This window comes from Cupriavidus oxalaticus (assembly GCF_038900635.1).
GTDB classification, from domain to species: domain Bacteria; phylum Pseudomonadota; class Gammaproteobacteria; order Burkholderiales; family Burkholderiaceae; genus Cupriavidus; species Cupriavidus oxalaticus_B.
Map to the genome: position 1 here is coordinate 1 of NZ_JAYMRX010000004.1, position 20,755 is coordinate 20,755.

The window sequence follows — 20,755 nt, forward strand, 5'->3', positions numbered from 1 at the left end:
CGCGGGCGATAACGCCCAAGCGCGCACCGAATCTCGCATCGAAGTCGAGGGGAATCGCTCATTGAACTCACTTGGCCACGCTCTCACGGTCAACTCGGCGCTGCGGACGTTGTTTTGAACACCATCCCTAAGGGGCCACCCGTTTTTCTGGTGCATACTCCAGGGTTCTGAATGTCAGGCAACTGGAATGACGGACGATCGAACTACGGGGATGGAGCGGGCGGAGCTGTCCGCTGAGCGGGGCGTTGCGCAATATCAGCGGCTGGCTTCCTTGCTGAGGCACCGGATTGCAAAGGGCGAGTATCCGCTCGGCATGCTGCTGCCGCCGATCACGCAGCTCGCGGCTGACCTGGGTGTGGCCGTGGTTACTGTCCGGCAGGCGTACGAGCTGCTTTCCAAGGAAGGGCTGATTCGTAGCCAGCGAGGCATCGGGACCCACGTGGCTGCCCTGCCCGCTGCCACGGGCGACCTCGAACTGGCGATCAACGATCCGTTCGCCGCGCCAGCGGCGCTCGCCTTTGAGGTACTCGAAGTCCGGCGCGGCACCCGGGTGCCGCAGGAACTGCTCGGACCGGGCGACCGGTCGGATGGCGAGTACGTCTGTGTCCGCAAGCTGCACACCTATTCCGGCGAGCCGTTCTGCTACGCGGAAATCTATGTGTTGACCCCGGTCTTCGACGCCTTGCCCAAGGACACCGCCAGGACCAAAAAGCTTCTCGCCGCGCTGCTCGATGAACTGGGCTCGCGGGGCAAACGTGTGCGACAACGCATGACCGTGATGCCGGCGGATTTTCCCCTGTGCGACATGCTGAAAATCCCGTTCGCCACACCCGTCGCCAAGATGTCGCGACGTCTTCTTGATGGCAAAGGCAGCGTGCTCTACGCCGGCGTTACATGGTATCGGGGTGATCGCTACGTCTCCGAAATCGACATTCCCGCGTCCGCATTGAAGGCGGTTCCCGCCATTACCGAGCCCCAACGCCGGACCACCGGCGAGCGCAAGCCAGGCTAAAGGCCCCCGTCGCTCAGCCACTAGGGTAAACAAGGGGCAGCAAAAACCTTCCTCACCCCCTAAACTTCCAACATTAGAACTTTAGAAGTATGTGATGACATGCAGTCCCGGCAGCGATTAGCCAGGCCTCAGCTTCCTTCCACCGATTCATATCCTCTAGCAAACGGAGACAACCCATGACTGCAAAAATTCTTACGCAGCCCACCACGTCCACCGGCGCCACGCTGCCGCTGCCCGCCCTGCCGCAGGACAAGCTCCTGACCGTCAACATCGAGCAGATTCCGCTGATCAGGGACGTCTTTCCGGGCATCCACATCAAGCCGCTGCGCCTGGACCCGGAGCGCGGAGAGTGGGTCTTCATGGCCATCGTCGAACCCGGTTGTTCCCTGCCGATTCACTACCACACCGGTACGGCCCAGGTATGGACGATCCAGGGCTGCTGGAAGTATCGCGAGTACCCTGACCAGCCGCAGACGGCCGGCTCCTACCTGTTCGAGCCCGGCGGCTCGGTGCATACCTTCTACACCCCCGAGGACAACACCGAGGACACCATCACCATCGCCTGGATCGAAGGCGCGCAAGTGAGCTTCAACGAGGACGGCACGTTCCACTCGCTCAATGACGCGCTCTCGATCCAGTACGCGATCCAGGCGCTCGCAGCGGCGCGCGGCATCGGTCCGGTGCCCTACGTCCGCGGCAACGGCGCCGACGTTATCGAGGGATAAACAGCGACTGACACCAAGGCAGGCCGCTCGCCGGCCTGCGCGGTGCCGTTCTCCTGCTCCTTACAGGCCAGCGTGTACGACACCGGTCAGATCAATCAGTGACGATCCATCAATCCGCGAGATTGAGAGAGTGCAAGATGAGAATGATCAAAGCCGAGAGGATGTCGATACTGCCGATGCTGATTTTGCTCGTGTTGCTGGCGACTCCGCTAGCTGCACGAGCCTGGGAGCGCGGCAAGGTTGAGACATTCGCCACGTTGCCCGCGGGTGAGGCGCATCCCGAGGGGATCACCGTGGACCGCGAGGGCAACGTCTACGTCGTCACGGTGGCGGCGAACAAACCCAGGACGAGCGAGGGCACGCTGCTTGTGTTCGACCCGCGGGGCAAGCACCTGCGCACTGTCACCATCAAGGGCTCGAGCAGATTGTTGCTTGACCTGGGCTTCCATCCCCAGACGGGCCAGTTGCTCGTCGTCGACTACAAGGGCGCGAAGGTCCTGAGCGTCGATCCCAGGACGGGTGCCTCGTCCGTGTTCATGACGGTCACCGGCAAGAACCCCGGCCTCGACGGGTTGACGTTCGATCCCGCCGGAAACGTCTACGTGACCGACGCCCACCAGGGCATCATCTGGAAAGTCGGACCCGATGGCGGCGAAGCATCGGCATGGGTCACCACCCCGCTGCTGAAGCCCACGCGGATACCACCGACCATCGGCGCCAATGGCCTGGCGTTCAACAACAAGAAGACGGCCTTGTTCGTTGCCAATACGGCGAACGACATCGTTGTCAGGATACCGGTGACCGGCCCGACGTTCGAGCCCGGCACGCCTGAAGTCTTCGTCAACCGGATCGGCGGCGGACCCGACGGCCTGATCATCGACGAGCACGACAACCTCTGGATCGCGTGCAACCAGTCCAACGAGATTCTCGTGCTCGAGCCGACGCAGGGTCGGGTGATTGCCAAGCTCGGCGATTTCGGTGGCATCGATCGCAACGGGACGCCGATCGGCTTCCTCTGGTCGAACAGCCTCGTCTTCCATGGCAACGATATTCTTGTCACCAACCTCTCGCTCGATGTCGAGACGGCCATTTCGCAGCTCAGTGACGAGCTTGGCCTGGCCCATCTTGTGGGCAAGAATCTGCGCACCATCGATGGGCCGTGGGCGCGCCAGGTGAAGACCCACACCATCTCGAAAATCAAGAGGCCGATCCCGGAACGTCTACGAACTCAACTGTAGCGAATCCAGCCGGAGCCGACCGATGACCGATGCGTTGTTGCAAGCCCGATGTCGCGGCCGATCGGCCGGAAACGGCGGCCTCCGGGCCAGCCGACATACATTGCCCCAACGGGATGAAAAGGATATGAAGAAAGAGGAGACAACAGGGCCGCTGGCCGGCGTCAAAGTCGTCGACATCACGTCAGTATTCATGGGGCCTTCTGCCACCCAGATGCTGGCTGACCTGGGCGCCGACGTGATCAAAGTCGAGGCTCCGGGCGGAGACAGTACGCGCGGCATCGGTCCCTGCGGCGATGAAAAGATGGGCCCGCTGTTCCTGGGCCTGAACCGCAACAAGCGCAGCATCGTGCTTGACCTGAAAGCGCCCGAGGGGCGGGAGGCCCTGCTTTGCCTGGTAAGGGATACCGACGTGCTGGCCTACAACGTGCGCCCGCAGGCAATGCAGCGGCTGGGGCTGGATTATGAAACGCTTTCGGCTATCAATCCGCGTCTGGTCTATGTCGGCATGTTCGGCTTTTCGCAGCGGGGACGCTACGCGCCGCAGGCTGCCTTCGACGACCTGATCCAGGCCGCAACCGGCCTGCCGCTGGCCGTTTCGCTGGGCAGCGGCGACAGTCCCCGGTACCTGCCCATCACCATCGCGGATCGCTCGGTGGGGCTCTATGCGTTCGGCGTGATCTGTGCCGCCCTGTATTCGCGCATGAGCACCGGCAAGGGCCAGCGCGTTGATGTCCCGATGTTCGAGACCATGGTTCCCTATGTGATGGGAGACCACCTGTATGGCGAGACCTTCGTCCCGCCCAAGGGCGGCTTCGGCTATCCGCGCCTGCTCTCGCCCGAGCGGCGACCGTACAAGACGAAGGACGGACATGTCTGCTGCCTGATCTATCACGATCATCATTGGCGAGCCTTCCTCCGGGTCATTGGCAAGCCGGAGTTGTACGACACCGATCCGCGCTTCGCTAACATCAACACCCGCACTGCCAACATCACCGAGCTGTATGCATTGGTCAGCGACGAAATGGCCAGGCGCAGCACCGAGGAATGGCGCACCTTGCTCAAGGAGGCCGATGTTCCGGTCTTTCCGATGCACACGTTCGAGTCGCTGCTGGACGATCCCCATTTGCAGGACATAGGTTTCTTCAGCGAATCGGAGCATCCGGCCGTCGGGCGAATCCGGGAGATGGCCGTGCCCAGCGAATGGCATGGCACCCCACCCACAAGCCGCCGCCATGCACCCGGCCTGGGTGAGCACAGCCGTGAGGTACTGCGTGAGGCCGGCTACGACGACGCCGCCATCGATGCGCTGTACGCGTCGGGCATCTTGGGGGATGGGCCGAAAGCGCGGCACGCCAGGGGAGAAACCAGCGATGAGTGAAGAATTGCTGAGCGAGGTGCGGGGCGCGGTGCTCTACCTGACCATCAACCGGCCGGAGCGCCGCAATGCCATCACGCCGGGCGTGGTGCAGGGACTTCGCGACGGCATCGTGCGCGCCGATCGCGATGCCGACATCCGCGCCGTGGTCATTACCGGAACGGGCGAGCAGGCGTTCTGCGCCGGCGCCGATCTGCAGACCGGCAAATCCTTTGCCTTCGATTACGCCGAGCCCTACCTGGGGATGGCGGACCTTTTCCGCTGCGCCAGGCAGTCGACGGTGCCGCTGGTCGCCCGTGTCAACGGCGCCTGCATGGCGGGCGGCATGGGGCTGATGGCGATGTGCGATCTGGCGATCGCCAGCGAAGACGCCCGCTTCGGCCTGCCGGAGGTCAAGCTGGGCTTGTTCCCGGCGCAGGTCCTGAGCGTGCTGCAGCACCTGGTGCCACGTCGGACGCTCGCCGAACTGTGCCTGTGCGGGGAGCCACTGTCCGCGAGGCAGGCGCTGGCCGCAGGACTCGTGAACGATGTCAGCGACGATCTCGACGCCAGGCTGGACTTGCTGCTGACCCGCCTGCTGAACAATTCGCCCGCCGCCATCCGGCGGGGGCTGTACACGCTCAAGCATATGGAAACCATGCCGTTCGAGCAGTCCATGGCGTTCACGGAAAGCCAGATCGGGCTGTTTGCACTGACCGAGGACGCGCGCGAAGGCCAGCTGGCATTCCGCGAGAAGCGCCAGCCCGGATGGACTGGCAGATAGGGAGATGGGAATGGACGTGAAAACGGTACGCATTGGCGGGGCTTCCGGGTTCTGGGGCGACAGCAGCGTTGGCGCGCCACAGCTTGTGCGCCACGGCGATATCGATTACCTGGTGTTCGACTACCTGGCCGAACTGACCATGTCGATTCTGGCCGCCGCCCGATTGCGCAAGCCGGAACTGGGCTACGCCACCGATTTCGTGACGGTGACAATGAAGGCCCTGCTCGGAGAGATCGCCGCGCGCGGGATTCGCGTGGTCAGCAATGCCGGTGGCATGAACCCGCACGGGTGTGCGCAGGCCATCGCCGCGCTGGCCGCGGAACAGGGCCTGACGCTGCGCATCGCCGTGGTGGAAGGCGATGACGTGATGCCCCTGCTTCCCCGGCTGCGCGAAGCCGGTGTGCAGGACATGCAGAAAGGCCGCCCCCTGCCGGAGAAGGTGGTCAGCGCCAACGCGTACCTGGGGGCCTTGCCGATCAAACAGGCGCTGGACCAGGGCGCCCAGCTCGTCATCACGGGACGCTGCGTGGACAGTGCCGTGACGCTCGGCGTGCTGATGCACGAGTTCGGTTGGCAGACGGACGACTATGACCGCCTGGCGCAAGGCAGCCTGGCCGGCCACATCATCGAGTGCGGGTGCCAGGCGACTGGCGGCTTGCATACCGATTGGGAAAGTGTCCCGGACTGGCACGACATCGGCTATCCGGTGGTCGAGTGCCGTGCCGACGGCACCTTCCTTGTCGGCAAGCCGCCCGCCACCGGCGGACTGGTCAATACCGCCACGGTCGGCGAGCAGGTCCTGTACGAGATCGGCGACCCGGCCACCTACCTGCTGCCAGACGTCACCTGCGACTTCACGCAGGTAACCCTTCGGCAGGCCGCAGCGGACCTGGTGGAAGTCAGCGGCGCACGCGGGCGTGCCCCGGGCAATGCCTACAAGGTCTGTGCCACCTATGTCGACGGATTTCGATGCAACGCGCAGCTATCCATCGTCGGCGTCGACGCGGTCGCCAAGGCGGAACGCACGGCGCAGGCGATCCTTGCCCGCACGCGCAGGCTGTTCGGGGAGAACGGGTGGGGAGACTACGATCGCACCCACATAGAGGTGCTGGGAGCCGAGTCCTGCTTTGGGCCGCATGCCGCCGCGCGCCACACCCGCGAGGCGGTGATGCGGCTGGCGGTGATGCATCCCGAGAAGGCAGCGCTGGAACTGTTCGCACGGGAAATTGCCGCGGCGGGGACCAGCTGGGCGCCGGGCACCACGGGCTCGGCTGGTGGGCGTTCCAGCCCCTCGCCCTCGATTTGCCAGTATGCATTCCTGCTCGACAAGGCTGCCCTCACCCCGACGGTGGTGATGGATGGCGTACGCACCGGCGTGGCCGTTCCTTCGGGAAGCCCGGCGGCACCGCTCGCGCCCGCGGCAGCTGCAGTCGCTGCACAACCGGGCGCCGGCCCTGCGGAACACGATACCGTCGAAGTTCCGCTGATCCGGCTCGCCTATGGCCGTAGCGGCGACAAGGGGGATACCTCCAACATCGGGCTAATCGCCCGCCGGCCGGCGTACCTGCCTTTGTTGCGAGCTGAAGTGACGGTGGCACGCGTGGCGGACTGGCTTGGGTACCTGGTAAAGGGGCCGGTGACCCGCTACGACCTGCCCGGATTCGACGCCATGAACTTCGTCTGCGAGTCGGCACTGGATGGCGGTGGCATGGCGTCGCTGCGCAATGATCCGCTCGGCAAGGGCATGGCGCAGATCCTGCTGACCATGCCGGTGCGCGTGCCGCGGGGGTTATTGTCATGACGAGCAATGCGTCCAACGCCGCTGCCAACGAGGGCGTCATCCTCGCCGACGACGGCATCGGCGGCGTGACGCGATATCGACAACTGGCCAGCGTCATCCGGCACAAGATCGTTTCGGGCGAGTACCCGGTGGGCATGCAGCTGCCAACCGTGGACAGCCTCGCGCAAACCTACGGGATCGCCAAGGTCACCGTGCGCCAGGCCTTTGCCGCGCTGACGGATGAGGGGCTGGTCAGCAGCCAGCGCGGTCGTGGCACCCACGTTCTGAAGCAGCCGCCAGCACCCGGAGAAGGCCTGCGCTCCGCCATCAATGACGAATCGGCCGATGGCAGCGAGCTGGAAATCCGCATCCTGGAAATGCGCGAGGGCGTGGCGCTGCGGCCGGGGCTGGCCCGCCGCGGCACGCCGCTGGACAGCTATGTGATGGTCCGCAAACTGCATTTGCATGGCGGCACGCCATTCTGCCTGATCGAGGTGTACGTGGCCTCGTCAGTCTTTGCCCGCTTTCCCCCCGGTGGCGAAAAGCACCACAAGCTCGGTCACATGCTGCGCCAGGTCGAAGGCGATCGCCTTGGCATGATGCAGCAGACCATGACGGTTGAGCCGGCCGACTATATCCTGGCACGCGACCTCGCTTATGGCTTCGGGGCGCCAATCGCCAGGATCGTCCGGTCGACACTGGATGTCGACGGCAATGTGCTGCTGGCAGGGGAGTTCTGGTATCGCGGCGACCGCTTCATCCTGGATGTGGAGATGCCAGCCAAGCTGACCGAGCACTACCCCGCGCTCGCCATCCCCGACAGCCGCCGCTGAGCGACAGACTTCACCATTCAAGCGAGGAGACATCCGCATGACATCATCCTTTGTACGGAGGGCCACCGACGTGCCCGCGTACGCACCGGCCAACCATACGGGAACGGCGAACCAGCGCATCATCGGCAGGGAGACTGTCGGCGCGCGCCGGCTCGAGGTCCTGCTCGGCACGATTTCCCGCGGCCACGGCGCATTGCCGCATGCACACCCGGACCTCGAGCAGGCGTCGTTCCTGCTCGCCGGCGAGGGTCTAGGCGAACTGCCCGGAAAGCAGCGCATCTTGCGCGCAGGGGACTGGAGCTTCAATGCGGCCGGCGTCTTCCATCGCTTCGAGGTCATCAGCGACGAACCGGTACGGGTGATGGTGGTCTACGCGCCGCCGTACAGCGAAAACCCGAACGCAGCAGTGACCGCGACCGGCCCGGACGACCCGCGTCTTCAGGCCGGTGCCGCCGAGGTCCGCGACGTTCCCGCCAGCACCGAACCGATCGCGCTGCCGCACTACCGTGGCGCGCTCGCCAGGCCGGTCATCACGCGCCAGACCGTAGATTCCCGCTTTCTCGACATCTACATGGTCGACCTCGATCCCGAGGGCGGCGCCGAGCCGCACAGGCTTGGCGAGACCGAGCAGGTGCTCTTCGTGCGTGGCGGCACGATCCACGGTCGCATCGAAGGGGAAGATTTCGCCGCCGGGACTGGGGAGTGGCTCTACGTTCCGGAAGGCGCGGAGCTCAACTTCAATTCGGCGGACGGGAAGTGCGAGCTGATTGTCATTCGCGCACATGATCCGTTGTCCTGACGCAAGCTCGGCCAACTAAGAATCAATCAGATCCCGAGATGCGGGAGGAGACAAGATGATCCATCGATTTCCCCGGCGACGCATGCTCGCCCTGCTGTCCGGTCTGGCCGCTGCTTCCGCGGCCCCGCAATGGGTGTGGGCAGCGGGCCTGAACGACTATCCGGACAAGCCGATCCGTGTCGTGGTGCCGTTCCCCGCAGGCAGTGGCACGGACAACATGGCGCGCTACATCGCGCGGACGATCACGGCCCAGACCGGACAGTCCGTCGTCGTCGAAAACCGGCCCGGTGCCAATGGGTTCATCGCGGCCACGGCGGTCGCGACCGCGCCCGGCGATGGCTACACGATGCTCATCACGACAAATACCACCCACGCGGCCAATGCGTCCCTGTTCAGGAAGCTGCCCTATGATCCCATCAAGGACTACGCGCCGGTGTCGTTGATCGCCAGGAGCGGATTGGTCCTGGTGGTGCCATCCGACAGCCCGGTGCAGAAGGTGGCAGACCTGACCACACTGGCAAAAAGCCGCCAGGGCAAGCTGACATTTTCCAGCGGCAGTTCCTCCACCCGGGTCGCCAGTGAGCTCTACAAGATGATGAGCGGCGCACAGGCACTTAATGTGCCTTACAAAGGCGTGCCTCAGGCTCTGACCGACTTGATGGGGCACCAGGTGGACTTCATGATTTCGGACATCAATCCTGCCCTGCCCCTGATCCAGAACGGCAAGCTGCGCGCGGTCGCCGTGACCACGTCCCGGCGCCATCCCCTGCTCGGCTCTGTCCCGACCATGGCGGAAAGCGGCCTGCCAGGGTATGAGATGACGGCCTGGGTGGCTGCCTTCTTCCCTGCCAATACGCCGAAACCGGTCGTCGCGCGGATGAGCGAGCTGATTCGACAGGGGCTGACGAGCCCGGCGGCTACCGAATACTTCAACCGGACAGGAGGCCAGCCCTCTCCATCGACGCCAGAAGAGCTGGCAGCGTTCGTGCGCGGCGAGACCGTGAAATGGGCTGAGGTGATCAAGGCCGCCGGTATCCGGCCGGAATGACCCGCGCCGTCGGGAGGCGCCAAGAATACTCGGCGCCCCCTCGCGGCACTCAGAACATCCGGATCAGCCGGACCTGGGTGAAGTTTCCGTGCTTGGCATTGCGCGACGATGTCGTCGCCATGTACTGCACGGTCAATGCCACATCGACTACCGGGATCATCGTCGTGAAGAACGCCCCAAGATTGTTGGAACGGAAACGGCTTGCGCCCAGCGGATTGTTCTCGTCGTCCTGGTACTGCTGGACCCGTATCGCATGCACGCCCACCACCCCGATCGGGGTTTTATACCCCGCGGCGAGTTCCACGCCGAACCAGTTGCCGCTGCGCAGATCGTTGTCCCGGTTGCGGCTGTTCAGGCCCACGGAGACCTTGGCCGCGAAGGCCAGGTTCGAGGTGGGCAGATAGGCCACCTGGATGGCGGGGCGCACCGTGTAGAAGTTGCCGTTGCCGATATCCGGGCCGGCGCCGGCGCTGTACTTCCCCGTCGGCACCACCAGCGCAGCGCTGCCCAGCACCCGCAGCTTGTCGCCCACGTAGTGCCAGCCGGCGATGAGCTCGACGTCCCCGATACCGCTGACGTCGCCGCTTTCGCTCGCGCCCTGCGCCTTGAGCGCGCCCTGGTACTGGCTGCTGAATTGCCCTTGCACGGCGCTCTGCACGTCGGCCGGCACCGCGGGATTCCAGTTGAGCACCGGTGTGGCGCCGCTTGTGCTGATCGATTGCGATTTCCTGGCGAACGGAACGTCGACGGCGAACGCCAGCCGCCCGCCGCCAAACTGCTCGCTGGTGATATAGCCGAGCACGAGGTCCCAGCGCGTCATGGTGCCGGAGGCTGGAATCTCTGCCGTGCCGCGCGAATAGGTCGGATAGAGGGCCGAAGGCGTCGGCTTGGGCAAGGCAACCGTGCCGCCGGGAATGCTCTGGGTCAGCTGCCCACCATCATCCCCGGTCACCTTGCTGACACTGACGTAGGTGGCAGCGACGGCGCTGATAAATCCGGTCTGGTTGGGCGGCGCAAACATCTCGCCGCCCAGGCTTCCGGCGAGGTTGTAGCGCGGCTCGAAGCCCTCCGCGCCCCATCCAGTGCAAGACCACGCAAGCATGGTCCATGAAACGACGGAGCGAAGCGCGTGCGCTGTTCTCCTTGCCATTTTTGTCTCCTCCGGTGTCAAAGCCGTTTTGATTTTTTTTGACGACCCCGGGACCGACGCTTGCGCGACCGGGGCCGGTGCCTTCGCCCGCGGTTATCGCGGGATGCCTCTGGCCGGGCGGCGCACTTCGCCAGCACATCGCTGGCGCGCGGGGGCGCACGCCAGAGCGATCAGGGCAAGCCGGTCTCAGCCGGCGGCCTGCAAAGTGCGAGGCAAGCCTTCGGGCAACGGGCTGTCCGCGCCGAGCATCGCAAGCGATTCGCGCACGATGTCGTCGATGGCCTCGAGCGGGCCATCGTGCAGCACGGTACGATCGGGGCGCACGACCGCGATCCAGCCGACGGGTGCGGCCCCGGGCACGAGCTGGTCCGACATGTCCTCCCAGGAAGGTCCGCCCTGCACTTCGTGCGCCTCGAGCGCTCCGCGCCCGCCTTGTCCGCAATGGCGCAGCTGCATGATGTCGCCGCCCGCCTGCTGCCACGCGGCCAGAAGGTTGCGGCTCAGCCGCGGCGCGGGATCGCAGCCGAATCCCGCCAGCACGAGCCGCGCCCCGAGCGCATCGTCGCTCGGCACGATCGGCGCGCCCGGCCCGCGGCGCACCAGCCCTTGCGGCAGCAGACCGCCGCGCACCAGCCTCGCGCGCGTCTTGCCGCGCTGGAACAGGCCGCGCCTGAAACGCGCGGGCGGCTTGATCTTCAGGTCCTCGAAGAAGGCTCGCGCCCAGGGCATGCGCTGCATCAGCGCCATCGCGCCATGGACGGCGAATGCCGCCAGCCTGTTGCGCGGCATCACCAGCCGGCCCATCAGGAGCGCAAGGTTGATGATGGAGCGGGCGTGTGGGCGCCGCTCGGTGTCGTAGGTATCGAGAATGGCCGGCGTCGCCCTTCCCTGCACGACCCAGGCGAGCTTCCAGCACAGGTTGCCCACGTCGCGCAGGCCGGCAACGAGCCCCTGGCCGACGAAGGGCGGCGTGATATGCGCGGCGTCGCCCACCAGGAAGGCGCGGCCTCTGGAAAAGCGATCGACGATGCGCGCATGGAACCGGTAGACCGCTGTGCGCTCGATCGCGATGTCCTCCGGCTTGCACCAGGGGGCAAGCAGTTCGCGGATCTTGTCCGGCGATTCCATCTGTTCACGCGTCTCGCCGGGCTGGAGCATGAACTCCCAGCGTTGCCTGCCGCCGGGGGCAACCATGTGCGGCGTGGGCCGGCGGGGGTCGCACAGGAATTCGACATGGTCGATCGGGTTGGGCACGTTCAGGGCGTCGATGACCAGCCAGTCCTGCGTGAAGGTCTTGCCTTCGAAGGCAAGGCCGGTGTGGCGCCGCACGAAAGAATTGGCGCCGTCCGCGCCCACGATATAGCGCGCGCGCACGGTGGCGGTGTCACCGCCGGGAAGGCACACCGTGGCGCGCACCGTTTCGCCGTCATCGTCGAAACCGGTGAGATCGGCGCCAAGCGCGATGCTCACGCAGGGATAGCGGCTCAAGCGTGCGCGCAAGGCGCGTTCGAGATCTGGCTGATAGAACGTGACCAGTCGCGGGTGGCAGTCCATGGTGCCGGCTGTGTTGGCACGCGCGTATCTGCCGAACAGCGGCGAATGCATCTGCACCTTGGCAATGGCCAGCGTTTCGAACGCGCCTTCCTCGAGCCCTGCCATCTGCAGGATGCGCAGCGCTTCGTTATCGAGCACGATGGCACGGGGCGCGGTGAAGATATCCTCGGCCTTGTCGATGGCCAGGGTACGGACGCCGTAGCGTCCCAGCAGGTTGGCTGCGGTGGCGCCGACCGGGCCCAGGCCCACCAGCAGGACGTCGACCTGCTCGGGCAATGTGGTATTCATGAGCGGTTTCTCTACGGGAGGGGAATCGGCGCGTTCACACCGGGCAGTTGAAGTCGAGCGGGAACGGAAACCGTCCGAGCAGATCCTGCACACGCGCCACGATCGCGGCGGGGCATTGGACGAAGGCGACGGTGCCACGCCGGATATCCGGCCCCACGCGCACGCTGGCGGCCGTGCCGGCCTGCGCCAGAATCTCTCGTAACACATGCTCGGCAGCGCGCATGCGTAGCTCCGCCCGGGCCACCTTGCCGACGGAGGTCAGCGGCATCTCCTGCAGGATGTCGATGCGCACCGGCGCTGCAGCGCGTTCCGGCACGAGGTTGCGCGCGGCCGCCAGCAGTTCATCGGCAGCCGGGGTGAAGCCTGGCTTGAGCGTGACGTAGGCGACTGGCAGTTCCCCGGTGTGCGCATCCGGCTGGCCGACCGCGGCCGCCATCGCCACGGCCGGATGCTGCAGCAGCGCGTCCTCGATCAGCGCCGGATCGATGTTGTGGCCGCCGCGAATGATCAGCTCCTTGGCGCGGCCGGTCAGATGCAGATAGCCGCCGGCATCGAGATGGCCGAGGTCGCCGGTATTGAGCCATCCCGGTTTGAGCCAGATGCCGCCATTGTCTTGCTCGCGCAGATAGCCGGGAAACACATTGGGACCGTTGATGCCGATGACGCCGGTTTCGCCCGGCGCGCACGGCTCGATGGCGTGGCCGGAACCGTCGACCTTCCAGACGCCGATTGCCTGGTGCGGCAGGCGCAGGCCGACCGTGCCGAGGCGACGTTCGCCCTGCGGCGGATTGAGGGCCGAGACGCACGCGCCTTCGGTCAGACCGTAGCCCTCGTACAGCGGAATGCCGGCGGCGGCTTCGAAGCGCCGCGCGACCTCGGCCGGCAGCGGCGCGGCGCCGCAAAAGGCGAAGCGCAGCGACGCAATGTCGGCGCCGTCCCGCGGCAGATCGGCCAGCGCGGCGTAGATCGTCGGCACGCCGCTGAAGCTGGTGGCGCGGAACCGTTCGACCAGCTTCCAGAAGTTGGGCATCACGCCCTGGCCCCGATAGCCGGCGGGCGTCAGCATCACCACCTCCCAGCCGCCATGGAACGCGGCAAGGCCGGTGATCATCGCGCCGTTCACATGGAACAGCGGCAGCCCGCACAGGATCGTGTTTGGCGACGGGATCAGCGCCTCAAGCATCGACGCCACGAAGGCTTCATTGAGATGCGTGTGCGTCGCGACCTTGGGCAGGCCGGTTGTGCCGCCGGTATGGAAATACGAGCAGATGTCGGTCGCCAGGATGCGGCGCTTCGAAACCAGCGTGTCCGACGGCTCCGCCGCGAGCGCCTGGTCGAAGTCGACCATCTTCACGTCCGCGCGGCATGGCCTTGACGCTGCGTCGAAGGCCGCGTCAACCCGCGCACGCGCCGCGGCAGGAAGGTACGGCGCAGCGCTGACGACGAACAGGGTCCGGACCGAAGGACAACGGTCGGCCACGGCGACGGCTTTGTCCCACAGCGTGCTGTCAGAGACCGGGGCGCAGGCGACCAGCGCTTGCGCCCCGGTCTCATTGACGATGGCGGCGATATAGTCGACCTCCAGCATCGGGTTGATCGGACTGGCGATGCCGGCAGCCTGCGCGCCCATCAAGGCGTAATGAGTCTGGGGCAGATTGGGCAGCAGCAACGCCACCGCCGTGCCGGTAGTAATGCCGGCGCAATGGAAGGCGTTGGCCGCTTGCGTCACGCGCGCCTTGAGGGTTGCGTAATCGACGACGAATTCTGGCGCGTCCGCCTCCCCGGTCATGACGAAGCGCAACGCGGTCTTGTCCGGCTGGCTGTCGCAGGCACGGCACAGCAGCTCGTAAGTGTTCTGCGCGGGCAGCTTTTCCTGCCAGGGCGTGCGTTCGAATTCGTCGATATCAGCCTGGTTCTGGATGCCGCCGGTACGCGTCCCCCGGTCGTTTGTGTTATCGGGCATGCTTGTCTCCTTGTTGTGGCCTGTCTTTTTCTACAGTTCCCCTGGCAGCAGGACGGCCCGCCGGGGTTGGCCTTGCCCGACGTGCAGGAACGCCTGCCCGGCCTGGCTGAGCGGAAAAGTCTTAACCTCGGCGGGCGCGAGCGCCGCCGCGCAATCGGCCAGTGCCTGCAAGGCCGAAGGGTTCGGGCGGAAGGTCGTCCACCCATAGCGCGCGCCCTTCGGTATCAGGCCGCGTTTGCGACGCTTGCCGACCAGCGTGGCCACGCCGCCTCTGAGCAGTCCCAACTGGTCGAAGTTGCCGAGCAGCGGATGGACCGCGGTCGCGTGACCGGCCGCGTCAGGCGCCAGCCGGTACAGCAGGTCCGCCTCGTCGTCCCAGCTGGCGAAATTCAGGGTGGCGGCGAAATGCCGCGGCAGGCTCGCGAGCGACTTGCGGTGGCGATCGACGAGTATGTCAGCGCCAGCGGCCAGGCAGGCATCGAGCCCTTTACCGCCGCCGACGGCGGTAACGCTCGCTCCCAGCCTGCGCAGCAACCAGACCGCGATCTGGCCCAGGCCGCCGGTCGCGCCGTGCACGAGCACGGGACGCCCGTTCACGGTCTCGCGGCAGATCCCGGCGTCGGCGAACGCGCGCGTCACGGTCAGGAAGTTGTACGGTAGCGTCGCCAGGGCGGCGGCCGGGATGGACGACGGCCTCAGTCGAGCGTGTTCGGCGCGCATGGCGACATGGGTGGCATGCGTGCCCGCACTCGACGGCGGCTTGGCGCCGAATACGGCATCGCCTTCGCGCAGCCCGCTCACACCCCGACCCACTGCGCAGACCGTCCCGACAAAATCGTTACCGAGCACGAGCGGCATGCGCGCCGCGCCCATGAGTGAGAAAAGCCTGCTGCCGTAGCCGCCGCGGCGGCGCACATCGATGGGATTGACCGCCGCGGCCTCCACTTGCACCACGATCTCGCCCTGGCGCGGCTGCGGGCGGGGCGCCGGGCGCAACCGCAACGCGAAGGCATCGCCAAAGCCGTCGATGGCGGCGATATAGCTGTCGCTCATGCCGCCACCACCCGATTGCGCTGCTCGCCCAGGTCGATGACGCCGTCATCGGTGCGGATCGAAGCGGTCATGATGTCGCCCGGGCTCAGGTAAGCCGGGTTGGACAAGCCTTTCTTGATGAAGAGGCGCCACTTCGCGCTCTCGGACAGCACATGCCGGAACACCCACATCGCCAGCTTGCCAGGCGCACGGGCGGCGCAGCCGGCCGGCGTGCCGGTGGCGATCAGATCGCCGGCTTGCAGATCGTGCAGCGCGGACATCTCGGTAAGCGTCTGGTGCGGCTTGAAAATCATGTCGCCGCAATAGGCGTCCTGGCGGGGCTGCCCGTTGACATGCAACTGCATGCGGAACTCGGGCCAGCGCCGCCATTCCTCTGCGTTCAACAGCACCAGGAAGGGCCCCACCGGGCCGAAGCTGCGGTAGCTCTTGCCCTTGTAGAACTGGGCCTGCGGCAGCTGGACGTCGCGCGCCGAAATGTCGTTGACGATGGTCACGCCAGCGAGGAACTCGTGCAGCTGGTCGGCCCCGACCTCGACCGCGCCGCTCAGCGGCTTGCGCACCACCAGGCCGAGCTCGATTTCATAGTCGAGCAGGCGCACATGCGCCGGCCGCACCACGTCGGCGTCGGCGGGCGCAAGGCAGGACGGGGCCTTGGTGAACAGGGTGTTAAAGCCGATCTTGTCGGGGTCCATGCCGGACTCACGCACATGGCTGGCGTAATTGATGCCCTGGCACAGGAACTGGCGGTCAGACGTGACCGGCGGCAGCAGCGTGACGGCGTCGAGCGGCACGGTGGCCTGGTCGGGTGTGCTGCGCCACGCGGCTTCGAGGCTGTTTGCGACAAATTCGGCGGTGCTGATGGCACCGCAATGCAGGGGCGCGATGCAGCGGTCGTGGACCACGCCCCAGCCGGGCTCGCCGCCGTGGATATATCGGACGACTTTGACGGACATTTGCTTTCCTTGACGTGAGGAGGTTTGTTTGGGAGCGGAAGCGCAGGCTCAGAGCCAGGGCCGCGGCTGGGTCATCGCGCGCGCAAGCAGCTTCAGCCTCGCGGGCGAGAGCCGGCCGGCGCGCAGCAGGCGCGCAACCCGGAACACCGTGGCAAGATTGCGCTTGACACCCATGCTGGCGGGGACGTCGTCGCCCCATGCCCAGATGCCGGACATTTCCAGCGGCACGTAGTGGGTTTCCCGGTCAGCGGTAAAGACATCGCCATCGGCGTAGTGCTCGAATTCCATGCCGTCCGGATCGAGCCAGTAATCGAACAACTGGCTGCCGAGCACATGACGGCCAATACCCCACATATGCCGGTGGCCGTTCGCGCGCAGCACGTTGTGGCCCTGGCCGAGCGCGTCGAGGTCAAGCACTTCGTATGCGCTGTGCTCGTATTTCTCCTCGATGCCGCCGGCAAGCACCAGCGCGTGATGGTCCGCGGGCGTGCTGCCGAGGTCCAGGCGGAAGAAGCAAAGATTGGGGGAACCGTCCTCCAGATACTGGACATCTGTAGGGATCAGGCCGAGATGACGCATATACCAGCGCGCCATGCCCGCAAAGTCGACGGTCTGGAGCACGACGTGGCCGAGCTTGACCACGGCCGCCGGCTCCAGCGGCGGCCGGACCGTAGCATTCACCCGCCGAAGCTGTCCCGGGTCGTTGATGAGTGGATGCAGCGGATCCCGCAATGGAAGCGGGTCGACCGGCTGCTGGCCGGTCACCAGCCACAGCATGTTTCCGGCGGGGTCGGTCAGTTCGACGCCGGCGCCGCCGCCCGGAATCTCGTCGGCCTGCAGGCGGCGCGCATTCGCGTTGGCCTCGAGGTGGGCCAGGTCTGCCTCGCTGCGCACCGAAAAGGCCGCGCCGACATAGCGCGAGCGCTGGCCATGCTTCGCCACGATCAGGCACGGCTCGGGGCCAGCGCCGCGCATCAACAGCCGGCTGCCGGTACGCGACACGCAGCGCATGCCGAAATCCGTCAGGAACGTCTCCGTCGCGCGCAGGTCGCGCTTCTCGAACATCAAAAAGGCAAGCGCCTGTGCCTTGACCATGGCTTCGGGCCGGTCGAGCTTATTGACGAAGGCAGGCAGCGCACTTTCGGGGAAAGCCGGCGGCGTGCGCAGCACGCTGCGGGGCGGGCGGGTCATGGCGTCTCCTGAATTACCGGGCGCCGCCATAGGTGGGGCACTCGATGTTATGACGACATTATCGTCATCTTGACGTTTTAGTCAATATTAAAAAGACGAACCGGTGTCTGCCCGCACGGGACGGAGAATAGCTCCAGTGGCAATCCGGCGGCTTTGGCCCGCTCGGCCACGATCTGTGTCACTCGCCTCAAGGTTGCCTTCGACATGCAGCGGTCGGAGTCGTAGCGCGAGGGCAGTACAAACTTGGAGCTTGCTGCGCGGGTGTGGAGCGCCACGAAGATGTCGAGCGCCTGGCGCGGTAGAACCTTCTCTCCATGCAGGATGGCGAAGGCATAAACCTGTTTCACGATGTCGCGAACATGCACTGCAGTGGCGGGCGCATCGCGCGCCTTCACCTCACTGCACAAGGCACGCAGGTCATCAGCGGTGATTTCGTTAAGCAGCCGCTTCTGGAAGGCCGCGAGGATGTCCCGATCGACGATGCTCTTGCGCATCGCCCGTGTGCTGTCGGCCATCCGGGTGTCGGCGAGCAACGGGCGGTCATGTCGCCGAAGCTCCTGGTGGCGGTCAGCCGGCGTTTCTCACGCTGCTTTTGTTGTTCCGGGGACTTGCCCTGGGCAACGGTTTTCCTGGCATCGAGCAGCTTTTGGCGGGCAAGGGCCAGCGAGATATCGGCCAGCCCTTAGCGGCCGATGGTCCGCACTCCCCGCCGCCCGTTGAGACGGCGATCGTAGCGGAAGGTGACGGTACCGGTGGGTGATACCGTCACGGAAATGCCGTCGCGGTCAAAAGCCTGATAAGTCTTGAACATAGGCTTGAGATTCCGCAGTGCGGTGTCGTTAAGCATCGAGGTTTTTCCTCCTGTTCATGACGGCTTCTGTCGTCATGAACAGGAGACCTGCTGAGGCCCGGAACGTGCGGCGGAGCAACTAGGATTAAGCGTTGAACAAGGACGGCGATTGGCCATCGAAACATTTTTGGGCTCAGCCGAGCTTGCTCGTCGTACAGAAATTCCTATCGAAGAACTGCGACAGCGCGTTACATCGCCAGGCGGCACAACGGAGGCAGCAATCTTCCTGATGGACAGACTCGGTCTGAAAGAAGCGTTCTCTAACGCCGTGCTAGCAGCTGCGATTCGAGGTCAAGAGTTAAGCCGCCAGCTTCAATTGGACGGAAACTTCTCTTAGGCTGCACGTCAGTCGTTTTCGCTCTTAAAGGCATAGCCGACGGGATTGGAAAAAACGCCAGGGGCAACGCGCCTTGCGTCAGAATCGCGAAAGCAAGCTTGAGGCCCGCACCGCTTCCGAATCGGAAGCGGCCCCCTGGCTGCCGTGTCACCTCGCGTAAGCGAGTGACGCGGAAGGAAAACATCTACATAGCTTTCACGCTTTACAGGCCCACGTCCTCAGGCTGCACGCCAGCGTAGCCTTCGACCACCACGACGTCCCCGGTCGATCCGGCCTTGCGCAGGCTGGCTGCGATCTGATACTCCGGTGACCGGTAGCAGGCGAGCGCGGTTTCGTAGTCCTTGAACTCGATCACCACCAGGCGCGACCGGAAACTGCCCTCCACCACATCGGCATTGCCACCCCTGATCAGATACCGGCCTCCATACTTCCGATAGGCGATCTGATTGGCCTCGCTATACGCCGCGAACTTCTGCGGGTCGGTAATCTCTACCTGGCCGATCCAATACCCCTTGGGCATCTTTTTCTCCTGACTGTCTTCGTTTGGATCTTGCTGGTGTCTACGGAATCAATATGCTGGATCCGGTAGTCTTCCTGCCCTCGAGGGCGACGTGGGCCTTCACGGCATCGGCGAGTGCATAGCGATTGCCGATATTCGCCTTTACCGTTCCGCTTTGCATCATGGAGAACAGGTCGGCAGCCATCTCGTCGAGGTCGCATCGGCGGGCGGCATAGTGAAACAATTGCGGCCGCGTGAAGAAGAGCGACCCGCGTTTTGTAAACTCGAATGCCTCAATCGGGGGCAACGGCCCTGACGAATTCCCGAAGCTGACGAACGTGCCGAGCGGGGCCAGGCAGTCGAGCGATCCGACATAGGTGTCCTTGCCAATGGAGTCATAGACCACCGGCACCCCTTCCCCCCTGGTGATCTCACGCACGCGGCTGGTGAAGTCTTCGCGGGAATAGATGATGGGAAAGTCGCACCCATTTGCGCGGGCAAGTTCCGCCTTTTCATCGGAGCTGACCGTTCCGATGACCCGCGCGCCCAGCGCCCTGGCCCACTGGCAGACCAGCAAACCCACCCCTCCTGCGGCAGCATGTATAAGTATTGTGTCGCCGGCCTTCACGCGATATGCCTTGCGCAGCAGGTATTGCGTCGTCAGACCCTGCAACGTCACCGCGGCAGCCTCTTCGAAGCCCACGCCGTCCGGAATATGGATCAGCTCGCGCTCCGGAACCGCGCGTTCCAGCGCATAGGAGCCCGGCACGCTTCCCGCATAGGCCACCCGATCGCCAACCCGGAAGCTGGTCACGCCGTCGCCGACGGCGGTGACCACGCCCGAGGCCTCCATGCCGATGCCACCGGGAAGCGGCATCGGATACAACCCCGTGCGGAAATATACGTCGATGAAGTTGACCCCCACGGCGTGATGCCTCACCTGGACCTCGCCCGCGCGTGGCTCGCCAGGGTCAACGTCTACCCACTCCATGACTTCCGGTCCGCCGGTCTCGCGGATTTTGATTGCCTTTGTTTTACTCATGTGGGCAGCCCCTCATATCCTTCGATCACCACGATATCTCCCTGCGAATAGGGCTCGCGCAGAGCCATCGCTGCCCGATACTCGGGCGACCGATAGCATGTCAGGGCGGTCTGATAGTCCCTGAATTCGATCACCACCACACGCGAACGCAACGTTCCTTCCACGACCTCCTTCTCGCCGTTGCGGATGATGAAACGCCCGCCGAATTTTTCGAACACGGCCTTGTTGGCCGCGATATAGCCTTTGTAACCCTCGACATCGGTGACGTCGACCAATGCGATCCAGTAGCCTTTACGCATGAA

Annotated in this window: 18 protein-coding genes and 2 pseudogenes; 10 read left to right on the top strand and 10 right to left on the bottom strand. The window is 65.0% G+C overall.

Annotation, left to right across the window (positions count from 1 at the left end; translation table 11 throughout):
- The first annotated feature begins 187 nt into the window (after window positions 1-187).
- From VSR71_RS08495 to VSR71_RS08535, 9 genes are all read left to right on the top strand, one after another.
- Entirely contained in the window at window positions 188-1,012 is an 825-nt protein-coding gene (locus VSR71_RS08495) for a GntR family transcriptional regulator (protein WP_342913447.1), read from the top strand.
- Window positions 1,013-1,188: 176 nt separating this feature from the next.
- Window positions 1,189-1,737, top strand: a complete 549-nt coding sequence (locus tag VSR71_RS08500) for a 2,4'-dihydroxyacetophenone dioxygenase family protein (protein WP_342913448.1) — start codon at window positions 1,189-1,191, stop codon at window positions 1,735-1,737.
- Between the two features lie 143 nt (window positions 1,738-1,880).
- Window positions 1,881-2,975, top strand: a complete 1,095-nt coding sequence (locus tag VSR71_RS08505; RefSeq protein ID WP_342913449.1) for an SMP-30/gluconolactonase/LRE family protein — start codon at window positions 1,881-1,883, stop codon at window positions 2,973-2,975.
- A 124-nt stretch (window positions 2,976-3,099) separates the two neighbouring features.
- Window positions 3,100-4,353: a CoA transferase gene (locus VSR71_RS08510; RefSeq protein WP_342913450.1), complete on the top strand. Its 1,254-nt coding sequence runs from the start codon at window positions 3,100-3,102 to the stop codon at window positions 4,351-4,353.
- Window positions 4,346-5,113, top strand: coding sequence for an enoyl-CoA hydratase/isomerase family protein (locus VSR71_RS08515; RefSeq protein ID WP_342913451.1), 768 nt, complete (start codon window positions 4,346-4,348; stop codon window positions 5,111-5,113). Before VSR71_RS08510 ends, VSR71_RS08515 begins: the two co-directional genes overlap by 8 nt.
- Before the next feature lie 10 nt (window positions 5,114-5,123).
- Window positions 5,124-6,914 (top strand): acyclic terpene utilization AtuA family protein, encoded by a 1,791-nt coding sequence (locus VSR71_RS08520; protein WP_342913452.1) that lies wholly within the window; start codon window positions 5,124-5,126, stop codon window positions 6,912-6,914.
- Complete coding sequence (locus VSR71_RS08525) at window positions 6,911-7,726, top strand: GntR family transcriptional regulator (RefSeq protein ID WP_342913453.1); 816 nt, start codon at window positions 6,911-6,913, stop codon at window positions 7,724-7,726. Before VSR71_RS08520 ends, VSR71_RS08525 begins: the two co-directional genes overlap by 4 nt.
- Window positions 7,727-7,763: 37 nt before the next feature.
- Window positions 7,764-8,525 carry a cupin domain-containing protein gene (locus VSR71_RS08530; RefSeq protein WP_342913454.1) on the top strand — a complete coding sequence of 254 codons (762 nt, stop codon included), beginning with the start codon at window positions 7,764-7,766 and terminating at the stop codon, window positions 8,523-8,525.
- Between the two features lie 55 nt (window positions 8,526-8,580).
- Complete coding sequence (locus tag VSR71_RS08535) at window positions 8,581-9,573, top strand: tripartite tricarboxylate transporter substrate binding protein (RefSeq protein WP_342913455.1); 993 nt, start codon at window positions 8,581-8,583, stop codon at window positions 9,571-9,573.
- 49 nt (window positions 9,574-9,622) lie between these two features.
- Here VSR71_RS08535 and VSR71_RS08540 read toward each other — a convergent pair whose 3' ends face one another.
- From VSR71_RS08540 to VSR71_RS08570, 7 genes and pseudogenes are all read right to left on the bottom strand, one after another.
- Entirely contained in the window at window positions 9,623-10,723 is a 1,101-nt protein-coding gene (locus tag VSR71_RS08540; protein WP_342913456.1) for a transporter, read from the bottom strand.
- 186 nt (window positions 10,724-10,909) lie between these two features.
- A complete protein-coding gene (locus VSR71_RS08545) occupies window positions 10,910-12,565 on the bottom strand; it encodes a bifunctional 3-(3-hydroxy-phenyl)propionate/3-hydroxycinnamic acid hydroxylase (RefSeq protein ID WP_342913457.1) in 1,656 nt (551 codons plus the stop codon).
- A gap of 34 nt (window positions 12,566-12,599) precedes the next feature.
- Window positions 12,600-14,528, bottom strand: coding sequence for an acyl-CoA synthetase (locus VSR71_RS08550; RefSeq protein ID WP_342913458.1), 1,929 nt, complete (start codon window positions 14,526-14,528; stop codon window positions 12,600-12,602).
- Between the two features lie 30 nt (window positions 14,529-14,558).
- Window positions 14,559-15,581, bottom strand: a complete 1,023-nt coding sequence (locus VSR71_RS08555) for an alcohol dehydrogenase catalytic domain-containing protein (protein WP_342913459.1) — start codon at window positions 15,579-15,581, stop codon at window positions 14,559-14,561.
- On the bottom strand, window positions 15,578-16,534 hold the full coding sequence (locus VSR71_RS08560) for a fumarylacetoacetate hydrolase family protein (protein ID WP_342913460.1): 957 nt from the start codon (window positions 16,532-16,534) through the stop codon (window positions 15,578-15,580). Before VSR71_RS08560 ends, VSR71_RS08555 begins: the two co-directional genes overlap by 4 nt.
- A 48-nt stretch (window positions 16,535-16,582) precedes the next feature.
- A complete protein-coding gene (locus VSR71_RS08565; protein ID WP_342913461.1) occupies window positions 16,583-17,725 on the bottom strand; it encodes a VOC family protein in 1,143 nt (380 codons plus the stop codon).
- A 119-nt stretch (window positions 17,726-17,844) separates the two neighbouring features.
- A pseudogene (locus VSR71_RS08570) lies at window positions 17,845-18,572 on the bottom strand (tyrosine-type recombinase/integrase); the annotation flags it as partial.
- 79 nt (window positions 18,573-18,651) lie between these two features.
- On the opposite strand from VSR71_RS08570, the pseudogene VSR71_RS08575 reads away from it, so the two are divergent.
- A pseudogene (locus tag VSR71_RS08575) lies at window positions 18,652-18,912 on the top strand (pyrroline-5-carboxylate reductase family protein); the annotation flags it as partial.
- A 202-nt stretch (window positions 18,913-19,114) separates the two neighbouring features.
- Here the strand turns inward: VSR71_RS08575 and VSR71_RS08580 are convergent.
- The 3 genes from VSR71_RS08580 to VSR71_RS08590 are packed head-to-tail and all read right to left on the bottom strand — an operon-like array spanning window position 19,115 to window position 20,752.
- Entirely contained in the window at window positions 19,115-19,432 is a 318-nt protein-coding gene (locus VSR71_RS08580; protein ID WP_342913462.1) for a DUF1330 domain-containing protein, read from the bottom strand.
- A 40-nt stretch (window positions 19,433-19,472) separates the two neighbouring features.
- Window positions 19,473-20,453 carry a quinone oxidoreductase gene (locus VSR71_RS08585; protein WP_342913463.1) on the bottom strand — a complete coding sequence of 327 codons (981 nt, stop codon included), beginning with the start codon at window positions 20,451-20,453 and terminating at the stop codon, window positions 19,473-19,475.
- Window positions 20,450-20,752 (bottom strand): DUF1330 domain-containing protein, encoded by a 303-nt coding sequence (locus VSR71_RS08590; RefSeq protein ID WP_342913464.1) that lies wholly within the window; start codon window positions 20,750-20,752, stop codon window positions 20,450-20,452. The genes VSR71_RS08585 and VSR71_RS08590 overlap by 4 nt, the downstream gene beginning before the upstream one ends.
- Window positions 20,753-20,755 lie beyond the last annotated feature (3 nt).